General features: G+C 37.3%; 24 protein-coding genes. 13 read left to right on the top strand and 11 right to left on the bottom strand.

Annotated elements, in window-relative coordinates:
- Nucleotides 1-567: 567 nt before the first annotated feature.
- Entirely contained in the window at nucleotides 568-1458 is an 891-nt protein-coding gene (locus tag ACE1OF_RS16865) for a ThiF family adenylyltransferase (protein WP_448895858.1), read from the bottom strand.
- 227 nt (nucleotides 1459-1685) lie between these two features.
- Here ACE1OF_RS16865 and ACE1OF_RS16870 point away from each other — a divergent pair, with 227 nt between their 5' ends.
- The 4 genes from ACE1OF_RS16870 (at nucleotide 1686) to prsT (ending at nucleotide 8553) form a co-directional block, all read left to right on the top strand.
- Nucleotides 1686-3128, top strand: a complete 1443-nt coding sequence (locus tag ACE1OF_RS16870; RefSeq protein WP_448895859.1) for a mannose-1-phosphate guanylyltransferase/mannose-6-phosphate isomerase — start codon at nucleotides 1686-1688, stop codon at nucleotides 3126-3128.
- 425 nt (nucleotides 3129-3553) lie between these two features.
- Entirely contained in the window at nucleotides 3554-5002 is a 1449-nt protein-coding gene (locus ACE1OF_RS16875) for a phosphomannomutase CpsG (protein WP_448895860.1), read from the top strand.
- A gap of 271 nt (nucleotides 5003-5273) precedes the next feature.
- On the top strand, nucleotides 5274-5723 hold the full coding sequence (locus tag ACE1OF_RS16880) for an REP-associated tyrosine transposase (RefSeq protein ID WP_448895861.1): 450 nt from the start codon (nucleotides 5274-5276) through the stop codon (nucleotides 5721-5723).
- 82 nt (nucleotides 5724-5805) lie between these two features.
- Nucleotides 5806-8553 (top strand): XrtA/PEP-CTERM system TPR-repeat protein PrsT, encoded by a 2748-nt coding sequence (gene prsT, locus ACE1OF_RS16885; RefSeq protein WP_448895862.1) that lies wholly within the window; start codon nucleotides 5806-5808, stop codon nucleotides 8551-8553.
- A gap of 59 nt (nucleotides 8554-8612) precedes the next feature.
- Here prsT and ACE1OF_RS16890 read toward each other — a convergent pair whose 3' ends face one another.
- On the bottom strand, nucleotides 8613-9431 hold the full coding sequence (locus tag ACE1OF_RS16890; protein WP_448895864.1) for a PEP-CTERM/exosortase system-associated acyltransferase: 819 nt from the start codon (nucleotides 9429-9431) through the stop codon (nucleotides 8613-8615).
- A 152-nt stretch (nucleotides 9432-9583) separates the two neighbouring features.
- The gene (locus tag ACE1OF_RS16895; RefSeq protein WP_448895865.1) at nucleotides 9584-10438 is read right to left on the bottom strand and encodes a patatin-like phospholipase family protein; all 855 of its coding nucleotides are present in this window, start codon (nucleotides 10436-10438) and stop codon (nucleotides 9584-9586) included.
- A gap of 149 nt (nucleotides 10439-10587) precedes the next feature.
- On the opposite strand from ACE1OF_RS16895, the gene ACE1OF_RS16900 reads away from it, so the two are divergent.
- Nucleotides 10588-11352 carry a S1 family peptidase gene (locus tag ACE1OF_RS16900; RefSeq protein ID WP_448895866.1) on the top strand — a complete coding sequence of 255 codons (765 nt, stop codon included), beginning with the start codon at nucleotides 10588-10590 and terminating at the stop codon, nucleotides 11350-11352.
- Nucleotides 11353-11396: 44 nt separating this feature from the next.
- Here ACE1OF_RS16900 and ACE1OF_RS16905 read toward each other — a convergent pair whose 3' ends face one another.
- The 3 genes from ACE1OF_RS16905 to gpmI are packed head-to-tail and all read right to left on the bottom strand — an operon-like array spanning nucleotide 11397 to nucleotide 15026.
- Nucleotides 11397-12203, bottom strand: coding sequence for a divergent polysaccharide deacetylase family protein (locus tag ACE1OF_RS16905; protein ID WP_448895868.1), 807 nt, complete (start codon nucleotides 12201-12203; stop codon nucleotides 11397-11399).
- 12 nt (nucleotides 12204-12215) lie between these two features.
- Nucleotides 12216-13382, bottom strand: coding sequence for a murein hydrolase activator EnvC family protein (locus ACE1OF_RS16910; RefSeq protein ID WP_448895870.1), 1167 nt, complete (start codon nucleotides 13380-13382; stop codon nucleotides 12216-12218).
- 57 nt (nucleotides 13383-13439) lie between these two features.
- The gene (gene gpmI / locus ACE1OF_RS16915; RefSeq protein WP_448895871.1) at nucleotides 13440-15026 is read right to left on the bottom strand and encodes a 2,3-bisphosphoglycerate-independent phosphoglycerate mutase; all 1587 of its coding nucleotides are present in this window, start codon (nucleotides 15024-15026) and stop codon (nucleotides 13440-13442) included.
- Between the two features lie 231 nt (nucleotides 15027-15257).
- On the opposite strand from gpmI, the gene ACE1OF_RS16920 reads away from it, so the two are divergent.
- From ACE1OF_RS16920 to gpsA, 4 genes are all read left to right on the top strand, one after another.
- On the top strand, nucleotides 15258-15686 hold the full coding sequence (locus ACE1OF_RS16920) for a rhodanese-like domain-containing protein (protein ID WP_448895872.1): 429 nt from the start codon (nucleotides 15258-15260) through the stop codon (nucleotides 15684-15686).
- 75 nt (nucleotides 15687-15761) lie between these two features.
- Nucleotides 15762-16040 (top strand): glutaredoxin 3, encoded by a 279-nt coding sequence (grxC, locus tag ACE1OF_RS16925; protein WP_448895873.1) that lies wholly within the window; start codon nucleotides 15762-15764, stop codon nucleotides 16038-16040.
- A gap of 79 nt (nucleotides 16041-16119) precedes the next feature.
- Nucleotides 16120-16635 carry a protein-export chaperone SecB gene (gene secB / locus ACE1OF_RS16930; protein ID WP_448895875.1) on the top strand — a complete coding sequence of 172 codons (516 nt, stop codon included), beginning with the start codon at nucleotides 16120-16122 and terminating at the stop codon, nucleotides 16633-16635.
- A gap of 111 nt (nucleotides 16636-16746) precedes the next feature.
- Complete coding sequence (gene gpsA, locus ACE1OF_RS16935) at nucleotides 16747-17751, top strand: NAD(P)H-dependent glycerol-3-phosphate dehydrogenase (RefSeq protein ID WP_448895876.1); 1005 nt, start codon at nucleotides 16747-16749, stop codon at nucleotides 17749-17751.
- A gap of 173 nt (nucleotides 17752-17924) precedes the next feature.
- Here gpsA and ACE1OF_RS16940 read toward each other — a convergent pair whose 3' ends face one another.
- Complete coding sequence (locus ACE1OF_RS16940) at nucleotides 17925-18341, bottom strand: helix-turn-helix domain-containing protein (protein ID WP_448895898.1); 417 nt, start codon at nucleotides 18339-18341, stop codon at nucleotides 17925-17927.
- Between the two features lie 99 nt (nucleotides 18342-18440).
- Here ACE1OF_RS16940 and ACE1OF_RS16945 point away from each other — a divergent pair, with 99 nt between their 5' ends.
- Both ACE1OF_RS16945 and ACE1OF_RS16950 read left to right on the top strand, forming a co-directional pair.
- Nucleotides 18441-19862, top strand: a complete 1422-nt coding sequence (locus ACE1OF_RS16945) for an MFS transporter (protein WP_448895878.1) — start codon at nucleotides 18441-18443, stop codon at nucleotides 19860-19862.
- Between the two features lie 106 nt (nucleotides 19863-19968).
- Nucleotides 19969-20481, top strand: a complete 513-nt coding sequence (locus ACE1OF_RS16950; protein ID WP_448895880.1) for a hypothetical protein — start codon at nucleotides 19969-19971, stop codon at nucleotides 20479-20481.
- A gap of 29 nt (nucleotides 20482-20510) precedes the next feature.
- On the opposite strand, the gene ACE1OF_RS16955 is transcribed toward ACE1OF_RS16950, so the two are convergent.
- Entirely contained in the window at nucleotides 20511-20813 is a 303-nt protein-coding gene (locus tag ACE1OF_RS16955) for a hypothetical protein (protein WP_448895881.1), read from the bottom strand.
- Nucleotides 20814-20815: 2 nt separating this feature from the next.
- The gene (gene trmL / locus ACE1OF_RS16960; protein ID WP_448895882.1) at nucleotides 20816-21280 is read right to left on the bottom strand and encodes a tRNA (uridine(34)/cytosine(34)/5-carboxymethylaminomethyluridine(34)-2'-O)-methyltransferase TrmL; all 465 of its coding nucleotides are present in this window, start codon (nucleotides 21278-21280) and stop codon (nucleotides 20816-20818) included.
- Between the two features lie 80 nt (nucleotides 21281-21360).
- Between trmL and ACE1OF_RS16965 the strand changes: the two genes are divergently transcribed.
- Entirely contained in the window at nucleotides 21361-22305 is a 945-nt protein-coding gene (locus ACE1OF_RS16965) for a cation diffusion facilitator family transporter (RefSeq protein ID WP_448895883.1), read from the top strand.
- Here the strand turns inward: ACE1OF_RS16965 and ACE1OF_RS16970 are convergent.
- Together ACE1OF_RS16970 and ubiK are read right to left on the bottom strand one after the other, a co-directional pair.
- Nucleotides 22302-23375 carry an alpha/beta fold hydrolase gene (locus ACE1OF_RS16970; RefSeq protein ID WP_448895885.1) on the bottom strand — a complete coding sequence of 358 codons (1074 nt, stop codon included), beginning with the start codon at nucleotides 23373-23375 and terminating at the stop codon, nucleotides 22302-22304. The genes ACE1OF_RS16965 and ACE1OF_RS16970 overlap by 4 nt on opposite strands.
- Before the next feature lie 94 nt (nucleotides 23376-23469).
- The gene (ubiK, locus tag ACE1OF_RS16975; RefSeq protein ID WP_448895887.1) at nucleotides 23470-23724 is read right to left on the bottom strand and encodes a ubiquinone biosynthesis accessory factor UbiK; all 255 of its coding nucleotides are present in this window, start codon (nucleotides 23722-23724) and stop codon (nucleotides 23470-23472) included.
- 116 nt (nucleotides 23725-23840) lie between these two features.
- On the opposite strand from ubiK, the gene rep reads away from it, so the two are divergent.
- On the top strand, nucleotides 23841-25862 hold the full coding sequence (gene rep, locus ACE1OF_RS16980; RefSeq protein WP_448895889.1) for a DNA helicase Rep: 2022 nt from the start codon (nucleotides 23841-23843) through the stop codon (nucleotides 25860-25862).
- The last annotated feature ends 242 nt before the right edge of the window (nucleotides 25863-26104 follow it).

The following is a 26104-nucleotide window of genomic DNA, read 5'->3' on the forward strand; positions in this document are numbered from 1 at the left end:
TCTGGTGTTTTTGTAGGGCGTAATTTATTGCGCCACTTTGTAGAATAAATTCTACCCTACCTTGGCTAGTGTTTTTGTAGGGCGTAATTCATTGCGCCACTTTGTAGAATAAATTCTACCTTACCTTGGCTAGTGTTTTTGTAGGGCGTGATTTATTGCGCCAACTTGTAGAATGAATTCTACCCTACATGGGTTGGTTTTATTGTAGGGCGTAATTCATTGCGCCAATTTGTAGAATGAATTCTACCCTACATGGGCTGGTTTTTATTGTAGTGCGTAATTTATTGCGCCAATTTGTAGAATGAATTCTACCCTACCTTGGTTGGTTTTATTTGTAGGGCGTAATTCATTGCGCCAATTTGTAGAATAAATTCTACCCTACATGGGCTAGTGTTTTTGTAGGGTGTAATTTATTGCGCCACTTTGTAGCATGAATTCTACCCTACCTTGGCTGGTATTTTTGTAGGGCGTAATTTATTGCGCCACTTTGTAGAATAAATTCTACCCTACCTTGGCTGGTATTTTTGTAGGGCGTAATTTATTGCGCAGAGTGCTGTTATAAGCCTGTTAATTATTATCTTTTAATAACTGTTTAACTCGCCAAAACATATATTTTTGAATAGGATTTTTATTACCCCAAGGTCGCCACGTTTTTATTAATTTATTTCTGTAAGCGTCAAAGTGTAACCCATGCGGGGCATGAATGACTTCACCACGGTTAAGAATTATTTTTAAAACATTAGTACATAATGTGCCTGCGGCTAATGAAATGCCCATGCAAGTGGAAGGTACTTTTTGTTTAAGAAAATTAACTGAAGCTCGCTCAACTAAATAGTGCCGTTGTTGTACCGAAGGTGAAACACCAATGACAAATCGAATGATATTATCATTAAAAATTTGTGCTTTTTTACTCTCACTGGTATTTGGTGAAGGGTCAACAATAGCAAAGTATTCGTCAAAAGACATTTTTCCAGGCATAAAAACAAGAAAAGCGGTACCCATACCCATTGGCGCTGCTGTTATGGTCGGGATGCCTTTTTCATAACAACGCCTAAATACTTTACGGCGAATATCTAAACAAAATATATCTAAGCTATCAACATAGATATCCACACCGTCTAAAAATTCTTCCAAATTTTCTTCATTAATACCGTTGTCAAAGTTCTTTACAGTTGCTTCAGGGTTAATGCCTTTTATTGTTTCTTCCATTACCGCAGCCTTGGGCTTACCCAATGTAGACATGTTGGCACCTGCTTGACGGTTAAAATTTGCAACATCATAATCGTCTAGATCAGAAATGTGAAAGTTACTAATGCCGAGTCTTGTGAGAACTATAGTATGATCGCCACCAACACCACCTAAGCCACCAATAGCAACTTTTGTATTTCTTAATTTTTGTTGTTCTTCTTTGGTAACCCAACCAATATTGCGAGAAAAGGCTTCCTCATAGTTAAACATTTAATTCTCCTATATAACACTAAGCTAGTTATTGAACATAGATGAAAAAAGTATAGTGTTAAAGTGATACTTATTCATGCAGATTGATGTGGAAATATATAGATTAGCTTAATTTACCGCAGTTATTGTTAATAAGGTATTAAAACGCTTATATTTTTTTAAAAAAACTATTATTATGTTCTATCACGGCTCTTTTAATGTTTAACACTAAATAAAATGGAAGATGAATGAACTCAGTAAAACCTTCTTCAACAGTTATTTCGCCGGTTATTACGTGCGGCGGCAGTGGTACACGACTATGGCCATTATCCCGTTCACAATTCCCTAAACAATTTTTATCTTTGGTTAATGACACCAGTATGTTGCAAGACACGCTAGCGCGTTTACCTGAAAATCATCAAGCTCCTGTATTTATTTGTAATGAAGATCATCGTTTTTTAGTGGCGGAACAAGTTAAACAGGTTAAGTGTCGTGACGCGACAATTTTGCTGGAACCACAGGGTAAAAATACAGCACCAGCAGTTGCGTTAGCGGCATTAAATGCTTTGGCTGCAAATGAAGATACTTTGTTATTAGTACTCGCTGCCGATCATGTTATTAAAGACACTGATAAATTTCATCAAGCGGTGAGTGTGGCTGCTGTTTCGGCGCAACAAGGCAAATTAGTGACTTTTGGTATTGTGCCTACGCATGCTGAAACAGGCTATGGTTATATTAAAAAAGGCAGTCAACATGACTGTGACCAACAAGGGTCTACATATCAAGTTGCTCAATTTGTTGAAAAGCCAAATGAAGTTACAGCGAAAGCCTATTTAGCTTCGGGTGAGTATTTGTGGAATAGTGGCATGTTTTTGTTTAAAGCAAGTCGTTATATTGAAGAGCTTGAACGTTTCAGACCTGATATTTTAGCCGCTTGCCGAAACGCGATGAGGGAGGTTGAAAAAGATCTCGACTTTACCCGTCCTGACCGTGAGGCTTTTTTACAGTGTGCTGATGAGTCAATTGATTATGCGGTAATGGAGAAAACAGCAGATGCGGTTGTAGTCCCTCTTGATGCTGGTTGGAGTGATGTAGGCTCTTATTCAGCCCTTTGGGAAGTTTGTCAGCAAAATGCACAGCACAATGTGCTTAAAGGTGATGTTATTGCGCATGACACTCGTAATAGTTACGTTCATAGTCAAAATAAGCTGATTGCTACGTTAGGTGTTGATAACTTGGTAGTGATAGACACCCCTGATGCTGTTTTAGTAGCGGATAAGAGCAAAGTACAGAATGTTAAAGATATTGTGAATGAATTGAAAACATTACAACGTTCTGAAACAAAATTGCATAGAGAGGTATATCGACCTTGGGGTAAATACGACAGTGTTGATAGTGGTGAACGTTTTCAAGTAAAACGTATTACGGTTAATCCGGGGGCTAAATTGTCGGTGCAAATGCATCATCATCGAGCTGAACACTGGATTATTGTGTCAGGAACAGCGAAAGTAACCTTGGATGATAAAACTATTTTATTAAGTGAAAATCAGTCAACTTATATCCCTATTGGTGTTGTGCATGCATTAGAAAACCCCGGAAAATTACCATTAGAGATGATTGAAGTACAATCAGGTAGTTATTTAGGTGAAGATGATATTGTACGTTTTGAAGATAAATACGGTAGAGCATAATTGTAGGGCGTAATTTATTGCGCCAACTTGTAGAATGAATTCTACCCTACATGGGGTGGATTTTATTGTAGGGCGTAATTTATTGCGCCAATTTGTAGAATGAATTCTACCCTACATGGGGTGGTTTTATTGTAGAGCGTAATTTATTGCGCCAATTTGTAGAATGAATTCTACCCTACATGGGGTGGTGTTTTTGTAGGGCGTAATTTATTGCGCCAATTTGTAGAATGAATTCTACCCTACATGGGGGGTTATTGTAGGGCGTAATTTATTGCGCCAATTTGTAGAATAAATTCTACCCTACATGGGGGGTTATTGTAGGGCGTAATTTATTGCGCCAACTTGTAGAATGAATTCTACCCTACATGGGGTGGTTATTGTAGGGCGTAATTTATTGCGCGAATGACAGTTAAGGTTAAATAATAATGAATAATATTTTGAAGGATAAGCCTTCACAACTTGAGACTAATGACTCGAAACTTCTTTCCTGTTTTAAAGCTTACGATATTCGAGGCAAGCTTGGTGAAGAATTAAATAGTGATATTGCCTACCGTATCGGGCGGGCTTTTGCTCAGCATACGGGTGCTAAGAAAGTGGTGGTTGGTGGTGATGTACGTTTAACCAGCGAAGAATTGAAGTTAGCACTGGCTAATGGTTTGATGGACGGTGGAGCTAATGTGATCGATATTGGCTTAAGTGGTACTGAGCATATCTATTTTGCGACCAGCTACTTAACGTGCGATGGTGGTATTATTGTCACGGCAAGTCATAACCCAATTGATTATAACGGTATGAAGTTAGTTCGAGAAAATTCTAAACCTATTAGTGGTGATACGGGGCTTTTGGATATTAAAGCGTTAGCCGAACAAAATGAGTTTACAGAGGTTGCTAAAAGAGGCGAAATATCAACGTATGATATTAGCCAAGCTTATACGCAACATTTATTAACGTATATTGATGTTAATAATTTTTCATTACGTAAAACGCCGCTGAAATTAGTTGTTAATGCAGGAAATGGTACAGCAGGACCTGCACTAGATGTTATTGAAAAGACTTTTGCACAATTAAAAGTACCTGTTGAATTTATTAAAGTTTACCATGAACCCGACGGTAATTTTCCTCATGGTATTCCTAATCCGTTATTGGTTGAGAATAGATCGGCTACGCGAGATGCGGTAATCAAACACAATGCTGACATGGGTATAGCTTGGGATGGTGACTTTGACCGATGTTTCTTGTTTGATGAACAAGGCGAATTTATTGAAGGCTATTATATTGTTGGCTTATTAGCGGAAAACTTCCTTGTTAAAGCGGCTAACGACATTAAACGTGACGCTAAAATTCAAAAAGTTATACATGACCCACGTTTAACATGGAATACTATTGATATTGTTGAACAAGCTGGCGGTCAGGCTATTCAAAGTAAAACAGGCCATGCGTTTATCAAAGAACGTATGCGTAGTGAAGATGCTGTTTATGGTGGTGAAATGAGTGCTCATCATTACTTCCGTGATTTTTTCTATTGTGATAGTGGCATGATCCCTTGGTTACTCATTGCTGAACTGGTGTGCTTACGTAAACAACCGTTATCAAGCTTAGTTAAAGCCCGTATTGAAGCCTATCCCTCATCAGGTGAGATTAACAATAAAATTGCTGATCCTAAAAAAGCCATTGAGCGAGTTTTTAGTGCCTATCAGAAGAGTGCGCAAGTGATAGATGAAACGGATGGTATTAGCATGGAATTTGGTAATTGGCGTTTTAATTTACGCAGCAGTAATACTGAGCCTGTGGTACGATTAAATGTAGAGTCTAAAGGTAATATAGAATTGATGAAGGAAAAAACCCAAGAGGTTTTAGCATTGTTATTGCAATGAATGTAAGAATGAATTCTACCCTACATGGGGTGGTTTTATTGTAGAGCGTAATTTATTGCGCCAATTTGTCGAATAAATTCTACCCTACATGGGGGGTATTGTAGGGCGTAATTTATTGCGCCAATTTGTAGAATGAATTCTACCCTACATGGAGGGGTATTGTAGAGCGTAATTTATTGCGCCAATTTGTCGAATGAATTCTACCCTACATGGGGGGTTATTGTAGGGCGTAATTTATTGCGCCAACATACTATTTTCAGGAGGAATTATTATGCCACGGACGGACTTATACAAAGGTAGATATAGTGAAAGTAACAGAGAGTATTTTGTAACTTTTGTGTGCAAAGATAGAATAAATATATTCTTAAATGAAAATTTGGCAAAACTTTTTTGTAAAACAATTGCTATAAATGAAGTTCACTGTGACTGTCTTTGGCTAACATGGGTGTTAATGCCAGATCACTTCCATGGCTTGTTAAGGTTAGGTGAAAACTTATCGTTATCTCAAACGATTAAACACTTGAAGGGTAGTACCGCAAGAAAGATTAATATTGAATTAGCGCAATCTGAATCAATTTGGCAGCAGGGTTTTTTTGATAGATCCTTAAGAAAATGTGAAGATAGAAAGCAGGTGGCAAGGTATATAGTGGCAAATCCATTACGAAAAAGAATAGTGTCAAATATTGGCGATTATGCGTATTGGGATAGTATATTTTTGTAGGGCGTAATTTATTGCGCGATGTTAAAGTTTATTGTGCCGGCAAGTTTAAAGAGGGATTATCATCCCCAAACAGGAACGTTAAATGAAATTTATAAAATCAACCGTATGTGCAAGCCTTATTTTAGCAATAAGCGCGTGTGGAGATAATGAATCTGCACAAACCTATATTAGTAAAGCAGAAAGTCAGATTATTGAGCAACAAGATAGTGCGGCTATTATTTCGTTAAAAAATGCGCTTAAACTTGATGCTAAGAATGCTCAAGCGAGATTTTTATTAGGTAAACTCTATTTAAATATGGGGGATGCAGAAAACGCAATAAAAGAACTTGAACGAGCCAATAAGTTTAAATTCAGTGTAGATCAAGTACTGCCCTTGCTAGCTCGTGCTTATATGTTGGCAGAATATGATGAAGATATTTTGGCGCTTTCTTCGCAAGAAAAATTGCTAGCAACTTCAAATACACAATATTTAGCTTATAAAGTGATGGCAGCATTACGAACAGATAATAAAGCACTTGCACAAGAAACGGTAGAAGCTGCGTTTTCTGTTTCTCAAAGTGATAGTTACAGTATGCTAGCAAATGCTTATTTAGCCTTCTTTGAACAAAAATTAGATCTTGCCAATACTTCGGTAGAACGAATTTTAGTTGCAAATCCCGATAATGTTGATGCTTTGATGCTACAAGGTCAAATAGCAACAGCGCAAAATGATTATGCTTTAGCTGCAGATAGTTTTAGCCAATACTTAAAACTTCAACCAAACTCAGGTAGGGCGCAAATATTTTTAGCTGATTCACTAGTGAAAAATGGTCAATTTGATGAAGCAGAAAAAATTGCTGATTCAATTTTAGCTAAAATCCCAAATCAGCCTTTTTTATTATATATCAAGGCTATGGTGCGCTTTGAGAAGAAAGATTATGAAGCAGCGAGTAGCATAGCAAATCAATCATTAAGCTCTGGCTTTAAGAATTTTAGATTGAAGCTAGTGGCAGGTGCTAGCGCATTTTATTTACAAAATTACGAGCAAAGCAACCACCATTTAAAAGAGTTACTTCCTTATATTGCTCCTGAGCATCCAGCTAGAAGAATGCTTGCGATAAGCCAGTTACAACTTGGTTTAATAGATGATATTAGCGAGACGTTAACAGACTATGACTCAACTTCAAAAGAGAATGCCCAGTTTCTCTCAACTCTAAGTTATGAATTGTTGGAAGTTGGTGCTTTAGAAAAAGCCAAAGAAATGGCTAATTACGCAGCGGCATCAAATGGTATGACCGCAGAGCAAACGGCAAGAGCAGGTGTGTTGAAGTTATTAATGAACGATCCTTCGGGGATTGATACATTAGAGTTGGCGGTACAACAAAATCCAGAGTTAATTTCGGCAGAGCTTGCTTTGGCCTTTGCTTCGATTAAATCAGATGATTTAGCACGGGCAACGGCAATTGCAGATAAATGGTTAAAGAAATATCCAACCAATGCCGGGGGCTATAATCTAAAAGCGACTATTTTTTTAAAAGAGAATAAACTCGCAGAAGGCAAGGCAGCATTAGAAAAAAGCTTAGAAATAGAACCAAATAATGTATATGCATTAACACAACTGGTAAAACTGGCAAACCATGAAAAAGATAAAGAGCTTGCCGTGTCGTTAACTGAACAAGCACTTAAAGCGCACCCTGAAGCTATTGAAGTACTTGGACTATATTTCGAATTTCATAAAGATAAAACTGGCTTAAAGGTAATTACTCAGGCTCAGCAAAACCATGCAAAAGATATTAAATATGGTATTTTGTTAGCTCAGTCATTGATGCAACTAGAGCAATTTAAACAAGCAAGCTCTGTATTAGATGCTTATGATGTAAGTGTAAAAACACCGAAACGCTATTGGCAATTATTGTTGTCTGCTAATGCCAAACAAACAGACGGAAAGGACATATTATTACTTTTAGAACAGTGGCATAACACGAATGCCTATCATATCGAACCAGTCTTTTTGTTAGCAAACTACTGGGCAAATAAAAAAGCACCAGACAAAGCGTTGAATGTTTTAAATGGTGCGTTTAAAAATCATCCTCAAAATGTCATGTTACATTTAGTGAAAATGCAGCTTTTATTAAATAATAATTTAATCAATGATGCTAAAGTATTGTTAAAAACGATTGAAAAGTTTGATATTAATGAAAATTTAATTGCGGGTATTGAAGGACGAATTCTTTTATTAGACAAAGAGTTTTCAGCAGCCGTACCTAAATTAAAACAACAGTATCAGGCTCAACCTACTAGTATTAATGCAACCTATCTAGCTTTTGCTTTAGATGCCAATGATCAAAAAGATGAGGCGATAAAATTATTAGAGCGCCAAGTTGAGCAGGATTCACTTGATAATAAACTTAACCCTAAAATATCATTAAGTTTAGCGAATATGTATTTAGCTGAACATCAAGACAAAGCCATAGTTGAATATGAACGGCTGATTAAGGCTACACCCAATAACGTTGTGGCATTAAATAATTTATCGTGGCTTTATATGGATCAAGGTAAAAATATTCAAGCAGCAGAATATGCTAAACAAGCTTATGAGTTAGCTCCTAAAATACCTAATGTAGTTGATACTTATGCTCAAGCCTTACTTAAGTCTAATAAGAAAGGTGCTGCGTTACTGAAAGCAAAAGAAGCTTTTGAATTATCACAAGGCAAAGATACTGATATTATGTTGAATTTTGCGGAAGCATTATTAGCGAATAACATGAACAAAGAAGCGAAAGATATTTTGGGAAAAGTGGATGCCGTATCGACAGCGCAGAAAGAGAAAAAACAGCGCTTATTAAAATAATAACAATTGTAGCGAGTAGTGTGTTTTTACTACTCGTTGCCTCTTTTGAGTAATAAGCATCAAGTTAAGCTATTGAGTTGTTGCGATATATCAAGTTCTATCGTTTTGTACAAATGTTTAAAGCCTGGAGAAAGGTTAGACAGAAATATTTCAGGGTTTATATAGTACGGCGCTCTTAAACCATGATATTCAATAGGTTCTCCAAGCGGTTGAAACTTAATACCAACAAATTTCATACTACGTGCTAGTCTTGGTTCCATCATCACATAAACATGTTTTAGACCTGTATCTATTGCCATGGTTGCTGCTGCCATATATAGGCCAATGGCGATAAAAGGGAAACAACGTAATTCAACCTCAGAGTAGGTTGTTTCTTGTATTGCACCTGTACCAGAGCCTTTAAATTGATCTGTTTTACGGCGTCTAAAATCAGCTTTAACTGCGAGCCGTGAAATTTCACAAATTTCATTTCTGTTAAAGCGTCTTGGGTGCAGTTCCTCATTGGTAATAGAGTCTAGACAAAATTTTTCTATGGGTAAAAGCTGTCCTTCCTTTATAATTTTTACCAAGCGTACACAGCTTGTGTAGTTATTTGAAGGTTTGTGTTTGATTAATGAAAAAATTGATTGATCATCAAATTCATCTTTTTCTAGGCCACCTTCTTTAACTTCCTCAAAAGCTAATTCTTCACAATACACATTATGACGTATTTTAAATGCTTCTTCTTTTAATGCATTATTAAGCGCAACTTGGGGCTCTAAAAATTTGGTAAAATGTTCAGCAATATTATTTGCGTCATGACTCACCTTCATGGAGGCGAGCTTTTTTGTAATATCGCCAATAATAGGAGTATTTAGCAAGCGTTTATTCCAGTTCATTTTATTTCCAAGTTATCATGTTGATACTCGTTTGGTTATAACACAGTATAACCCTTACTCGGATTACCTGCGAGATTTAATAGTGTTGTCTTTTTAAAGCTAAATGTTCTTTTTAAAGCTAAATGTTCTTTTTCAATTATAATTGTAACTTATCATATTGTTGTATTAAATATAGGGTCTTTAATGGCTGTTATTTTTGTTTTAATTGGAATAATTTCTTTTGCTGTATTGTAGCCAATATCAAATAACGTATTTTTTTGTGCTTGCGACATTTTAAAATCAATGCCTGAACATGAGCCTGTGTTAATAACAATGGTATTATGCCAAAAGTTTTCATTGATATATTCCCGAGAAATAGTGGTCATAAATGCACGAATTAATAGCGTGATATAGTTAAAAATAGGGAATATTCCTGATACTTTTATTTCGTCATATTCATTTTCGCTACGCAAACGAAAGCATAATACTGGGGTTCCTTTTGCGTCCCAGTCTCGATGTAAAGCATCTTCAGATAATATACTGCCATCAACCATAATGTGCTTTCCGAAAGACTTGAAACTAAAAACAAGTGGAATTGACATAGAAAATCGCACCGCTTTTGACACTTTCATTTGGGGCGTTTTAGCTCTGTTAAAAATAACGGGTTTGCCATTAGCAACATCCGTCGCCACTATATGTAAGTCTTTATCTAAATCAGCAAACGTTTTGCCTGATAACTTTTTATCAACCCATTGCTCAAAAATATCGCCAGAACTTAAGCCCCCGTATCTAATTAATTTGAATAATGAAAATTCTCGAAATTGATTATAATCAGTATTGAAGGCGATATTTTTACTTTCTTCTAATGATAGGCCTGCGGCATGAAAACTTGCAACAATACTTCCTCCAGATACACCCACTAAACTGTTGAAAGGAATTGTTAACTCTTCTAGTGCTTTTAATACACCTAAATGGGCTGGTAATCGGGTGCCTCCTCCCGCAAAAATAGGAACAATGCTATTATTCATTCTGATCCTTTTATTATGCATAGCCTACTATTAAGTATGGTCAATTGTAGTAATATTGCGAATGTACGATTATTGGTTAATTTGAGTTAAACTAACTATTAACGATAATAATGCCTTGATCCATAAAAAGAAAGGCAAAAAGGAAACGTATGAGATTAACACTCGGATTATTTTTTGTTGTATTGGTGATGTTCACTAATATCGCAAAAGCAGAATTTGTTGACCTAGTCGCAAAAATTAAACCTTCGGTTGTGGGTATTGGTATTCACACACCAACGAGTAGACCGCAAAATATTTTACGAGGAACAGGTTTTGTTATTGGTGACGGACACTATGTGGTAACGAATGCGCATGTATTGCCGACAGAGTTAGATGAAAATTTATTACAGAAAATGGCGGTATTCATCGGTTCGGGAAAAGAGGCAATAGTTCGACAAGCGAAAATAGTGGCCACTTCTTCAGAGTATGATTTAGCTATTTTAAAATTATCAGGTGCAGCATTACCTGCCATGACGTTAGCTAATGAAAAGTTTAGAGGTGACGGCACCTATATTGCCTTTACGGGGTTTCCCATTGGTGCCGTGTTAGGATTATACCCTGTGACCCATCGTGGCATAATCTCTAGCACTACGCCCACCGTAGTGCCAGCGCAAACCGCTGGGCAAATAAGCTTGAAAATGCTTAAGCGAATGCGTAACCCTTATATGGCTTATCAGTTAGATGCCACTGCCTATCCAGGCAATAGCGGCAGTGCTATGTATGATATGAAAACAGGTGAAGTATTAGGTATTATCAATAAAGTTTTTGTACAAACCACGAAAGAAGATGTGATAAGTAACCCTAGCGGTATTACGTATGCTATTCCTGTTAAATATCTTCATCAAATATTGCGAGAAAATAGAATTAAGGGGTAGTAATTTTTTAACACTGCGGGGAGTCCATATAAGGCCCTAGTGTTTTATTCACTAATAACTAATTGGGTTTGATAATCTTTAAAGGTTGAATACAAAGCTGAAAGTGGTACAAGCTCAATATTATTTTTGGCTAACGTAGGTATTAAACGTTTTAATGCCGCAATTGTTTCAGGGTGTGGGTGGGCAATAGCAATGGCCATTTTTTGAGATTTTGCTTGATTAATCAATAAATTAAATTGTTTGGTAATATAGCTTTCTGTTAAGTTATTATCAAGAAACACATGGCGGTTATGCACCGGAACCCCCATTAATCTTGCGATGTCTTCAGCTTTAGAGTTAGGGCTAGTTTTACTGTCTAAAAAGAGCAAATGGTGTTGCTTTAAAAAAGTCATTGTCCAAATCATTGGATCATCTAACTGTGTTAAATGACTACCCATATGGTTATTAATACCAATAGCAAAGGGAATTTCAGCTAAAGAGGCATTTAAACTTGCTACAATTTCTTTTTCATTCATTGCACTTGTCAAGCCACCAGGGCCAAGCTTTTTACCGTTTTCAGCTTCCATCGGAATATGTAGCATAACGTCTTTATGTTTAGCATTGGCTTTAAGGGCAATTTTTTTACCGTAAGGCGTGTGGGGTAAAATAGCGTATGTAATAGCGCCAGGTAATGTTAAGGCATTTTTGTCAGTGTAACGATAACCAATATCGTCAATAATAATGGCAATACGTACAGGCTCTGCATGTGCTGATTTAGTAGGTAAAACGAATGAAAAAACAAAAAGATAAATTGGAAAAAATTTGAATACAGCAGAAATCATTGAATTAGATTTGATCGTAAATAAGAGCACAGAGCATACCATTTAACGGCACCAAAGTCTTGGGTTAACCGCTTTTCCTTGATGGCGAATTTCAAAATAGAGCCCTGCTTGATCTTGCCCACCACTTTGTCCAACCAGTGCAATAGGCTCACCTGTTTCGACTTGTTCACCCACGGATTTTAATAATGTTTGATTATGAGCGTATAAACTCATATACCCCTTGCCGTGATCAATAACTGTGAGTAAACCATAGCCTTTTAACCAATCTGAAAAGATAACGGTACCGTTATGTATTGTTTGAACCTGCCTACCAACAGGTGCACCAAGCAAAACCCCTTTCCACTTTAAATAGCCTTGTTTTCTACTGCCAAAACTTCGCAACAACTTGCCTTTAACGGGCCAAGATAATTTTCTTTTGAGTTTACCTAACCCCATTAAATCAACTTCTGCGCGAATGAGTGCAGCGAGCTTTTGTAGTGCTGCAGCTAAATTAGCCTCATCGGCTTTTAATTTGGCTAATTGTTGTTGGCTTGATAATAATTCTTTACCCAACGAAGCCAGTGTTTTACTACGACTATTTTTAGTTTCACTCAGCTTAGTGCGCTGTTTTTGTTGGTTCTTTTTAAGCTTTTTGAGTTCTTCTATTTGACTGTTGTGTTGGGTTGTTACGGTGACTAACTGGGCAATAGTTGCTTTAAATTTTTCGATTTCGTTAATACGTGCCTTATTCATATACTGGTAATAGGTAATTGTACGTTGAATTTTTTCACTTTCTGCCTGATTTAATAGTAATTTTAAATAGTCGTGTTGGCCTGTGGTGTATGCAGAGCGAAGTTGCTTAGCTAGTAATTGTTCTTGCGTTGTTTTTTTAGAGGTTAGTTGTTGTTTTTCTTTGCTTAAGGCTGATATTTTTTGTTGGGTGTCTTTTAAAGCTTGTTCGGTGTTGCTGATGGCTTTGGCGACTTTTGCTATGGCTAAATCATCTTCTTTTAGTTGTTTCTCTAAAACGGATCGAGCTTTATTGGTTTTGAATATATTGGATTCTTGTTTGGCAATGGCCTGCTGCACATCATTAAGCTTGGCAGTATTTTGTTGTTTTGCTTTTTCGTTGTCACTTGTACTTGCTAGACATTCAATAGATACAGATAAGCAGCTTACTAAAAGTAAGCTGCTTATTATTTTCTGGAAGTAATAAATGGCTGTAGACATCAATAAGTTATTATTTTTGTAGATTAACTTATAGTTTGCCCCATTACTCTAGTTGCATCAACTTAAATGCATCAATATGGAGCCAGTCATTTCTTCGGGTTGCTCCATTCCCATTAAATGCAATAAGGTCGGTGAAATATCACTTAAGGCACCTGTGCTTTCTGGTGTGGCGGGTCTTCCAACATAAATTAAGGGGACTGGCTCACAGGTATGGGCAGTATGTGCTTGTCCTGACGTTTCATCTAACATTTGTTCGGCGTTACCATGATCGGCGGTAATTAAGCATTCACCACCCGTTTTTTGCAATGCCGTGACAACACGGCCAATACAAGTGTCAACCGCTTCACATGCTTTTACTGCGGCATCAAAATCGCCTGTGTGCCCAACCATGTCACCATTGGGGTAATTACATACAATAAAGTCATGTTCACCGCTTTTAATGGCGGCAACTAATTTGTCTGTGAGTAGAGTGGAGTTCATTTCAGGTTGTAAATCATAAGTGGCTACATCAGGTGAAGGCACTAATATACGTTGTTCGCCTTTAAATTCACTTTCTTGACCACCACTAAAGAAAAAAGTAACGTGTGCATATTTCTCAGTTTCAGAAATACGTAACTGTGTTTTGTTGTGTTTTGCAAGCCACTCACCCATTACATTATTCAGTGCTTGAGGTGCAAAGGCACAATTCGCTTTAATATCAGCAGAATACTGCGTTAGCATAACAAAATCGCTAATGGCAGGAACCTTTTTACGGGCAAACCCGTTAAAATCAGGTTCAGTAAAACAGCGACTAAATTGACGAGCACGATCGGCTCTAAAGTTCATAAAAATCAAGGCATCGCCATCGCTTATCTCCACAGCGTTACCTTGTTTATCTAAAATGGCACTTGCGCTAACAAATTCATCATTTTCATCACGTTGGTAAGCATCTTCAAGGGCAGAAATTGCATCGTTATATTGGTATTTGCCAATACCTGAAACCATTAAATCGTAAGCTGCTTCAACGCGATCCCAACGTTGATCTCTATCCATCGCAAAATAACGACCAATCACTGAGGCTATTTGACCTTCATTGCTTGAATCAGTAAAAAGTTGGTCAAATTTTTGTTGAGCTTTTTCTAATGATTTTTTTGCACTGCGTGGCGGGGTATCACGTCCATCTAAAAAAGCATGTAAATATACTTGTGTAGCACCGCGTTCTTTGGCAAGTTCAATCATGGCAAAAATATGATCTTCGTGACTGTGCACACCACCAGGTGATAATAAACCAAAAATATGCACTGCTTTGTTTTGTGTTACGGCCTTATCGACAGCATTGCATAATGCAGGTGTTTTTGAGAATTCGCCATCTTCAATCGCTTTGGTAATGCGGGTAAAATCTTGATAAACAATGCGTCCAGCACCTAAATTTACATGGCCAACTTCAGAATTCCCCATTTGACCTTCAGGCAAACCTACGGCCATGCCAGAGGTTTGTATTAACATATTGGGGTAATCTACTTTAAGTTTATCTAATACAGGCGTGTTAGCTGCTTGTATTGCATTGGAGTTTGCTTGCTCGCGATATCCCCAGCCATCTAAAATAATGAGTACAGTTGATTTTTTTTGGGTAATTGCTTTATTAGACACTTCTTTATTAGACATATGCTAGTAGCCTTGTATGGTGTTCAAAATTAAATTATCAACATTGTACACACAGATCTGTATTTAATTAAGTAAGAAATGATTCATTAGGGGTTACTAATGCCAATAACTAAACTCGCAATTCCAAGCAGCTTGGGTATAATGTGTCGATTTTTTTATTTATTATGATTTACAAAAAAATGATTTATAAAAAAATACCCCTTTTACTATTTACTAATAGAGCCCTCATTTATGGAACAATTTATTACGTTTGCTAGCAATAATGGCATGTTAAGTGCGATATGGGTTGCCCTTGTCGTGATGATCATCGTAACAACGATTAAAATTAATTTATCACCAGTTAAGCAAATAAGCCCACAAGACTTAACGTTTTTAATGAATAGAGAGCAAGGTGTTGCCCTTGATATTCGTTCAGAAAAAGATTTTAACGCAAGCCATATTCTTGATTCAGTAAATCTATCAAATGAAAAAATCAACAAAAATGGTTTTGCTAGCCTTGAAAAGTACAAAGAAAATCCCATCATAGTTGTATGTAGTGCTGGTCTTAGCGCAACAAAAATTGCCAATGATTTACATAAAGCAGGTTTTGCCCGCGTTAGTATATTAAAAGGTGGTATGGGAGCTTGGACAGGTGCCGGCTTACCCGTAACGAAAAAATAAATGTTGTGTTGCTCGTAACTGACTAAACACTTTAGACAATGTGCAATAAAATGCGCTCCAAGAGGAATTGAGGTTATGGCAAAAGTCGATATTTATACAAAAGCATATTGTCCTTTTTGTTCTCATGCAATGGCATTACTTGAACAGAAACAATTGCAAACCCCGTCATTACAAGTTAATGAAATAAGTATTGATGGTGATGTGGCATTACGCGAAAAAATGATAGAACGCAGTAAGGGTGGTTATACTGTTCCACAAATCTTTATTGATGATGTTCATGTAGGTGGTTGTGATCAATTGGTCGCTTTAGACAGGAATAATCAGCTTGATGCTTTGCTATCAGAGAATAAGTAACAACGATTGAAAGAAAGCGTAAAAACAAAATAGAATAAAACAGATATTAAATTTTTATATAAAATACAGGAAAACTCCCATGAGTGATGAAAACCAAAATCCAGCAGGCGAAGCCGCAACAACAGATGCACCAGCACAACCACAATTTGCTATTCAACGTATTTATACAAAAGATGTTTCATTTGAAACGCCAAATTCTCCTGCTATTTTTCAAAAAGAATGGAAGCCAGAAATTAAGTTAGACTTAGATACTCGTTCTAACAAAATAGGTGATGATACATATGAAGTTATTTTAGCGGTAACTGTGACGGCAACGGTTGAAGATCAAACAGCCTTTTTAGCTGAAGTACAACAAGCGGGTATTTTCACTATTGGTAATTTACCTGAACCACAATTAGCACATACTATTGGTGCTTTTTGCCCAACCACTTTATTCCCATATGCTCGTGAAGCCATAGCAAGTTTAGTGAACCGTGGTTCATTCCCACAATTTAACTTGTCACCAGTAAACTTTGAAGCATTATTCGCTTCTTATGTGAAGCAACGCGCTGCAGAAGCACAAGTTAACGCACCAGAAAGTGCAGAAACACATTAATTAAGAATACTAAGGCGCGAGTTTGCTGTTACCCCAAAGTTATTTAGGTGTTTTCAGAGCTCGCTTCTTTTTCTGCGCTAAACTTCATTTCTTGTATATAATAAGGTATTTATGACTGCTTCCGCCAAAATCACAGTATTGGGTGCTGGTTCGTACGGCACAGCATTAGCTATTTGTTTGGCTAGAAATGGTCATAAAACTTTATTATGGGGCCGTGACGCTAACCAAGTTAATGACATGATTAGTGCACGTGAAAATACTAAATATTTAGCTGATTGTCCCTTTCCTGACAGTTTAGAACCAACCACTGATTTGGCGGCAGCCGTTACGGCGAGTGATAATATATTAGTGGTTGTGCCTAGTCATGCTTTTGGGAATATGTTGAAAGATATTCAACCTATGCTTAATCCAGAGGCTAAAGTTGCTTGGGCAACAAAAGGCTTAGACCCTCAATCGGGCGATTTATTACAAAATGTCGCTAAACGAATTTTGGGTGATAAAGTGGCATTAGCTGTATTGTCAGGACCCACTTTTGCTAAAGAAATGGCCATAGGGTTACCTACCGCCATTTCTTTGTCGTCAACTGATGACAACTTTGCATCAGAATTGTCAGACTTATTGCATTGTGAAAAATGTTTTCGTGTTTACCCAAATAAAGATTTTATAGGGGTGCAATTAGGTGGCGCTGTGAAAAATGTTGTTGCTATTGGCGCAGGCATTGCCGATGGTATTGGTTTTGGTGCCAATGCGCGTACGGCATTAATTACACGTGGCTTAGCTGAAATGACGCGATTAGGGGTAGCGTTAGATGCTGACCCTGCAACATTTATGGGAATGGCAGGTTTAGGTGATTTAGTATTAACCTGTACCGATAATCAGTCGCGAAACCGTCGTTTTGGTTTAGCATTAGGGCAGGGCTTGGCTGTTGAACAAGCAATGGCAGATATTGGTCAAGTGGTAGAGGGTTACCGTAATACTAAAGAAGTTTATATGCTAGCTGAGCGTATGAATGTTGAAATGCCTATAGTTGAGCAAGTGTATCAAGTGTTGTATCAGGGCAAAACTGCCAAACTTGCCGCGGCAGATCTATTGTCTAGAGACCAAAAACAAGAATAATATTCGTCACTGATTGTTGGCTTTAAGTCCAACAGTACGAAAAGTTACTGTAAGCTTATATTCAAATTATTAGCTTAAGGTTAATATCGACACTGTTGTGAGCTTTGTGAATAATGGCAATCCATTAGGCTTTCAATGCTATGAAAGTACAATTTACAATGTTCAAAATAAAATTATTTAAACTTGGTTTTTCTGTCTTCTAATAATTGAGTTCTGGCAGCTTTTGAAATTAATGCCTGAAACTTCGGGCAGTCAAGCTGATTGTCTTCAGGGCAATTAGCTACATGTTTAAGTCCGTCACGCATTACTTCAAACTGTTTAATCTTCTTTTCCAATAGTTCAGCTTTTTCTAAAAGTTGTTCTCTATCAATTGTAGGCTTGCCACTTGGGGAAAACATAGCCGCTATTTCTTCTAAAGCAAAACCGGCATGACGAGCAAGTGCAATCAAAGACAGTCGTTCAATGATATTCGACTTGAAGACTCTCGTTATTCCTTGTCTGCCAACCGATCTAATAAGTCCTTTTTCTTCATAATACCGAAGTGCTGAAGTCGGAAGACCAGAGCGCTTTGACACTTCTGTTATCGTTATCTCATTTTTTGTGCTCATTGGCTCTTGACCTCAAGTCGACTTGAAGTTCTATCATAGTTTTCATGGTATTAATTTTCAAGTGGATGTTAGGTTATGATCATGCAAAAAATAGATAACCCCCTCATATCTGTAAAAAAAGAAAGTTCAACTACAGGAGTCACAATTGTACTCTCCTTAGCAACATTAATTGCATCGCTCGCAATAAGCAGTGTAAATATTATATTGCCAGAATTGGTATCAAGTCTTAATACTACTTTTAGTCATGTACAGTGGGTGATTATCGCTTATATGTTGTCTTTGACATCAGCGCTAGTTGTTGCAGGCCGACTTAGTGATATTTTCGGACGTAAACGATTATTTCTTATGGGCTTGGTTATATTCTCGACCTCTGCAGGATTAGGTGGGCTTATACAAAATTTATGGCTACTCGTTGGTATGAGAGTATTTCAAGGTATAGGGGGGGCAATCTTGATAGCCGTTACCATGGCTATCGTTAGTGATGTTTTTCCCAAAAATAGAATTGCCTCTATAATGGGGCTCATTGGTAGCATGTCTGCAATAGGCACGGGATTAGGTCCAGTTTTCAGTGGTCTAATTGTTGATAGCTTTAATTGGCAGATAATCTTTCTGATTAACATCCCTATAGGGATGTTAATTTATGTACTGGCAAAAAAACACCTGCCATGCGATTCACAGGTAAAGAGTAAATCTCCTATATCAGTTGATTATAAAGGCATATTCCTACTTTCTTCAGCAATCCTAGCGTATACACTTAGTATCAAACTTACAGGAAACGGTTTTGATATAACGAACTTCGTATTGTGTTCATTTTCAGTGCTGTTTTTATTGGCATTTATTAGTGTCGAACGAAATTCACTATACCCATTAATAAAACTCTCAATGTTCGAAGACGGAGGGTTAACTTTAAGCTTGATAAACAATTTTATTGTTTCAATAGTGGTTATGAGTTCTCTCGTTATTGGGCCATTTTACTTAACGATAGTGTTTGACTTTAATACAACACAAGCGGGTATTGCTATGGCAGCAAGTCCGATAACAGTAGCAATTACGTCTTTTTTCATCGGGCGAATTGCAAAACTATTCGCCCTGAGAAAAATTATTTTAATTGGACTCTTCATCCTTACGCTTGCCGCAGTATGTATGACTTTATTAAAAGTGACATATGGCTTGATGGGATATCTTTTTTGCTTAATTACTATGGGGGTTGGCTATGCAACCTTTTTATCGACTAACAATACGCTAACAATGATTAATACTTTGCCTCAAACACGCGGCAGTATTTCAGGAATATTGAATTTATCAAGAAACTTAGGGTTGCTTACGGGGGCATCAGTAATGAGTACCATTTTTGCTTCAGTTTCTGACATCACAGATATTGCAACAGCAAATACTTATAAGGTTGAAGCAGGCTTACATGCGGTTTATCAATTGGCAATTGTATTTCTCATTGCCGCAATCACAGTGCAAATAATTGCAATACGTAGAAATAGCAAAGTCTGAGTAGAGCATATTCAAACCTAGGCTACGGAAAATCTAACTTTAAATATAGATATTATAAACAAATGGGCTTTAACAAAGGCTCTATATCAAACCGAGGAAATATGTCATGAAAAATAATGCATTAGAAAACTTTATTACATCAATTAAAGGTAGCTGGACTGGACTAAACAGTGAAACAGTTATTAAAGGTCGTAAGCTACTTGAGCAACTTGCAAAAACACCAATTTCAGAATCTTGGCTTGCAGATTTACATCATAAAAAACAAGAGAGCGTAGAGCTTTATCGAGATCAAGACCAAGGATTTATATTGTTAGCTCATGTTGAAAGGCAAGGTAATTATCGTGTACCTCACAACCATGGTGCTGGATGGGTGTTCTATGCTGTTCAACATGGAACTATGGAAATGTCGACTTATAGTCAAGTAACAGATAAAACAGGTAAAAGCTTTTTAGTTAGCCGTGGCGCAAATGATCTTAATACTGGTGAATGTAACGTGTATTTACCAGATGACATTCATGATACTAAATGCTTATCTGATTACGTGTTAATGTTTCGGCTAACTAGCTGTGATTTTAAAAGTGAGAAACGTGAAGGTAGGTTAGTTCAGTATACGAACTAAATACATCGTATGAATTTTGCAATATTCTACTAGAATGTACTAGTTAGACTCAAAGCGACACGTAAAAACATGTACATTTTGAATGTCTGATTAACGTTCATAACTGAATATGAATGGCAGTAATGAGCGTTATATTTTCCTGCAAATACCAACATATGCCCTAACATGCCTCTAACTTGTGCTTGGTAATCTGCCACCTTTGCTATTTTTACCACTGATTGCATTATTAAATCATAAACCTCACCTACACTGGCTTTCATGGTGTGTAATGATGCAATTGAATGTTGAAAACAACAGTATGTTTGTGCGTGGAAAGAGCAAAACCCATGCATAATTACACCGCATTAACAAAGCCCAGCTGACGCCACGCATCGTACACAATAACAGCAGCGGCGTTTGATAAATTCATGCTACGACTATCTTTTAGCATGGGAATACGAATTTTATGTTGGTCTGGAATTTGTACACGTACTTCTTCAGGTAAGCCAGCCGTTTCAGAACCAAAAAGTAAGTAATCGCCTTTGGTAAAACTAATATCACCATAATAATTATCTGTTTTAGTGGTGATGGCTAATATGCGTTTAGGCTGCTCATGTTCAACAAAAGTGTTAAAATTTTTATGTCGCTTAATGGCGGCAAATTCATGGTAGTCTAACCCTGCTCTGCGTAGCTTTTTATCTTCTAAATCAAACCCTAAAGGCTCAATTAAGTGCAAATGAAAACCAGAATTGGCGCATAAACGAATTATGTTACCAGTATTGGGGGGAATTTGTGGTTGAAAAAGTACAACATCTAACATAATGATAGTCACTTGAGTTTGAGTGAGAGCCTAATTGTTTGCTATTATAACGACAATATTTCCGTAAAGTCTGCTTTTTCATGCTAGAAAATAAACCTACAGCCACTGCAACCGAGGCGTTAACTCAAAGTGAAGAATATGCTTATTGGGTTCGCTTAGCAGCAATTACCTCTTCTTTAGTGGCGTTAACCCTTGTTGTGATTAAGTTTTATGCTTGGTTGGTGAGTGATTCTAGCGCCATGCTTGCTTCGACCACTGACTCTATTTTAGATTTATTTGCCTCAGTGATGAACATTGTTATTCTTCGTTTTGCATTAGCCCCAGCAGATGACGAGCATAAATTTGGTCATGGTAAAGCAGAGAGTTTGGCTGGTTTAGTACAAGCTGCTTTTGTGCTTGGTTCTGCTACTTTACTTATTTTTAATGGTGTTGACCGAGTGCTTTATCCCCGTGTTATTGTACAAAGTGATATTGCCATTGGTGTTTCCATTGTTGCTATAGCATTGACACTTTTTTTGGTGGCTTTTCAACGTTATGTTATTAAACGTACAGGCTCTATTGTCATCAGTGCTGATGCCCTGCATTACCAATCTGACTTGTTGTTAAACCTAGGGGTGTTGCTCGCAATTTATCTAAGTCAGGGAATTTGGTTACAAGCTGATGGTGCTTTTACTGTTGCTGTAGGTTTATATTTATTGTTTGGTGCGGGACAAATTATTTATCAAAGTGTATTTCAATTGATGGATCATGAGTTAAGTGAGGATGAAGTGGCGCAAATAAAAGCCATTGTATTATCACATGAGCATGCTTTAGGTTTACACGAACTACGCACAAGACAGTCAGGGGTTCATCGGTTTATACAGTTTCATTTAGAGCTAGATAATTCTTTATCTTTATTAGAGGCGCATAGTATTGGCGATGATATTGAAGCCGAAATTTGTCAGGCGTTTGCACCTTGTGAAGTATTTATTCATCATGATCCTAGCGCGGTTGTCGCTGAAGAGTTGAAAACAGAGCAAGCTTAGTGTTGTTTAAACCATGTTATAGCAGCCGATAAAGCTTGTTGACGATAGAGGTCGCTTTCAAAAAATAACTCATGATAACCACCTTTTACCACCAAAGGTTTACCGCTTGGGCATGATTGTGTGTGTGACTGATGTAATTGTTGGCAAAAGTCACTTTGTGCTTGATTATTAACAATTTTGTCATCACCCGCTTGAATCACTAATGTAGGTGTTGTTATTTTATCAATATTGGAAAATATTGTATCAAGTGCTTTGATAGATTCACTTAACCATTGAACGGTGACTCCCCCAAGTTGAATAGCGGGAGTCTGTTGGTATAATTGCGTGAATTGTTGAAAACGTATGGTCGAATGCATCAGGTTGTTGCTTTCAAAATCATTAAACGCTTTTGCTTTTTTATCAAAATCGGTCTGGCCGAAGAAATACCAAGGTGTATTATCAAACCAGTGATTAAGTTGTGCTGTGGTGTTAATTAATGACCGAGCAATCATGTCAGGAATACCACCACTATTAAAACCTAGCATCGGTGAGGATAATACTGCCGCTTGGATCTGATCTGGGTAGTCTTGTAAATAACGGGCAGTAATAGCACCGCCCATTGAATGTGCTAATAAGTAGGGTTTATTAATATGACTGTTCACAGTACAATGTGGATTAACAATTTTTTCAATAAATGTAGCTAAATCATCAACGTAGTACTGAAAATTTTCAACGTATCCTTTCTGAGTGTTGGCTAATAACCGTTCTGATAAACCTTGGCCGCGATGGTCAATAAGAAAGATATTGAAGCCTAAATTGAATAAATCAAAACTCAGCTCTTTGTATTTTAAATAGCCTTCGCTGCGGCCAGAAGCAATAATGAGACATTTTCTATGGGAAACTGCTTCATTATTATGCTCGGATCGTGAGCTATTGTCATTATGACTAAAGGTTGCATAGTTAATACGGATGTTTTTCACACCATTAAAGTGTGCAAACTTACCTTGTTGCCAAAAATCAGCAATTTCACTGCCATAACGGCTGGAAAGTTGTTGTTCGGTAGTAAAACTATTCGCGTTTGTTTTGGTCATAATTCCAACGATAACAAATAAAATAAACGTATATTTAAGCATGGCCAATTTGTGTTGTGAGTTGTAGATGATAACTTGCTTGCGCTTTATGTTTTTACTCGTTACCACTCATAGTCGCTTCTAGTTCATCTAAACGCGCTTCAAGTGTGGCCAGTTTAGTGCGTGTTTTTATTAACACTTGTGTTTGTACGTCAAACTCTTCACGGGTTACGACATCAAGTTGTGATAATTTTCGTTGCAGCACAGTTTTAGTTTTATCTTCAAAATCATTCGCCATGGCTTTTAAGCCTGGCGGAATAGCATCAGTGACTTGTTTTGCTATTTCTTCAATTTTTTTTGCGTTGATCATATCGTTTACCTACGTTATTACGTTTAAATATCACTTGTGCACATTGTAACTGTTTTGCTAGTGAGTAAAAACAGGTAAAATTAGCGTTCGTAAAAAAATCTCTTATTTGTGTAACTATGAAACTGAATCCTGGACAAAACGAAGCGGTAAAATATGTTAGTGGTCCTTGCCTTGTTTTGGCTGGTGCTGGCTCAGGCAAAACGGGAGTTATTTGCCAAAAAATTGCTTATTTAATTCAAAAATGTGATTACAAGGCACGTAATATAGCTGCGGTAACCTTTACCAATAAAGCGGCGCGCGAGATGAAAGAGCGTATTATTAAAATGCTTGGCAAAGAATTAACTCGCGGTTTAACTGTGTCTACTTTTCACTCGCTTGGTCTAGATATTGTTCGCAGAGAAATCAAAACGTTAGGTTATAAACCTGGGTTCACCTTGTTTGATGATCAAGACAGTTTATCATTACTAAAAGAGCTAACAGTTGATGAGCTTGATGGCGATAAAGATTTATTAAGTCAGCTACAAAATAAAATATCTCATTGGAAAAATGATTTATTATTGCCCGATGCAGCCCTTAAAATGGCACATGATGCGGATAGTCAGGAGTTTGCTGAATTTTATCAGCGTTATCATCAACACATGAAAGCCTATAATGCTTTAGATTTTGATGATTTAATTTTGATTCCTACTCTATTATTAAAGAATTATCCTGAAGTACGGGAGCGCTGGCGTAATAAAATTCGCTATTTATTAGTAGATGAATATCAAGATACCAATGCGAGCCAGTATGAGCTAGTAAAGTTAATTACAGGCGAACGAGGGCGCTTAACTGTGGTGGGTGATGATGATCAGTCCATCTACTCTTGGCGTGGTGCAAAACCTGAAAATTTAGTATTATTAGGTAAAGATTTTCCACAATTAAAGCTGATTAAGCTTGAGCAAAACTATCGTTCAAGTGGCCGTATTTTAAAATGTGCTAATATTTTAATTGCTAATAATCCGCACGTTTACGATAAAGCACTTTTTAGTGAATTAGCCTATGGCCCTGAGCTTCGAGTTGTTCAAACTAAAAATGAAGAAGATGAAGTGTCGCGTATTATTGGTGAACTAATCGGTCATCGGTTTATGAATAGAAGTCACTATAAGGATTATGCCATTTTATATCGGGGTAATCATCAATCACGCTTGCTAGAGAAAGCGTTAATGCAAAACCGTATACCGTACAAAATTAGTGGTGGAACTTCGTTTTTTTCTCGCTCGGAAATTAAAGATGTGATGGCATACTTACGTGTGTTGGTTAACCCTGATGACGACAATGCATTTTTACGTATTGTTAACGTGCCTAAACGAGAGCTTGGCCCTGCAACATTGGAAAAACTCGGTAATTACGCCAATATGCGGCAATTAAGTATGTTTGCCGCTAGTTTTGAATTGGGCTTGGAACAAACGTTAACAGGGCGTGCGTTAATGAAGATGCAGGCATTTACGCAATGGCTGGTGGATGTTGCCGACCAAACTGAACGTGGTGATACTGCGGCCGTATTACGTTCAATGATACGAGAAATTAATTATGAAGATTTTCTCTATGATACGTCACCAAGTGCAAAAGCGGCTGAAATGCGGATGAAAAATGTTACTGAGCTATTTAGCTGGGTAACACAAATGCTAGAGGGTTCAGATGATGAAGAGCCGATGACCTTACCACAAATTGTTACTCGCTTAACACTACGAGATATGATGGAGCGTAACGAAGAAGAAGACAGTAGTGACCAAGTACAATTAATGACTTTGCATGCATCTAAAGGCTTAGAGTTTCCTTATGTATTTTTAATTGGCATGGAAGAAGGTTTATTGCCGCATCAAACTAGTATTGATGAAGGCAGTGTTGAAGAAGAACGTCGTTTAGCTTACGTTGGTATTACACGCGCACAACGTGAGTTAATATTCACTTACGCACGAGAGCGTAGACAGTTTGGTGAAGTATCACGCACAGAAGCAAGCCGATTTTTACATGAGCTACCACAAAATGATTTGAATTGGGAATTGGGGCAAGCGAAAAAAACAGAAGCTCATAAAGAGCAGTCTAACAAACAAGGTATGGCAAGTTTAAGAGCGCAGTTGGCTAAAAAGAAACAATAGCAAGGTGCAATGAATTACACCCTACAGGGGCTGTGATCCAATGTAGGTTAGAATTTATTCTGACACTGGCGCAATGAATTACACCCTACAGGGGCTGTGAGCCAATGTAGGTTAGAATTTATTCTGACACTGGTGCGATGAATTACACCCTACAGGGGCTGTGAGCTAATGTAGGTTAGAATTTATTTTGACACTGGCGTAATGAATTACGCCCTACAGGGTTGTGAGCCAATGTAGGTTAG

Source organism: Colwellia sp. E150_009 (genome assembly GCF_053543955.1).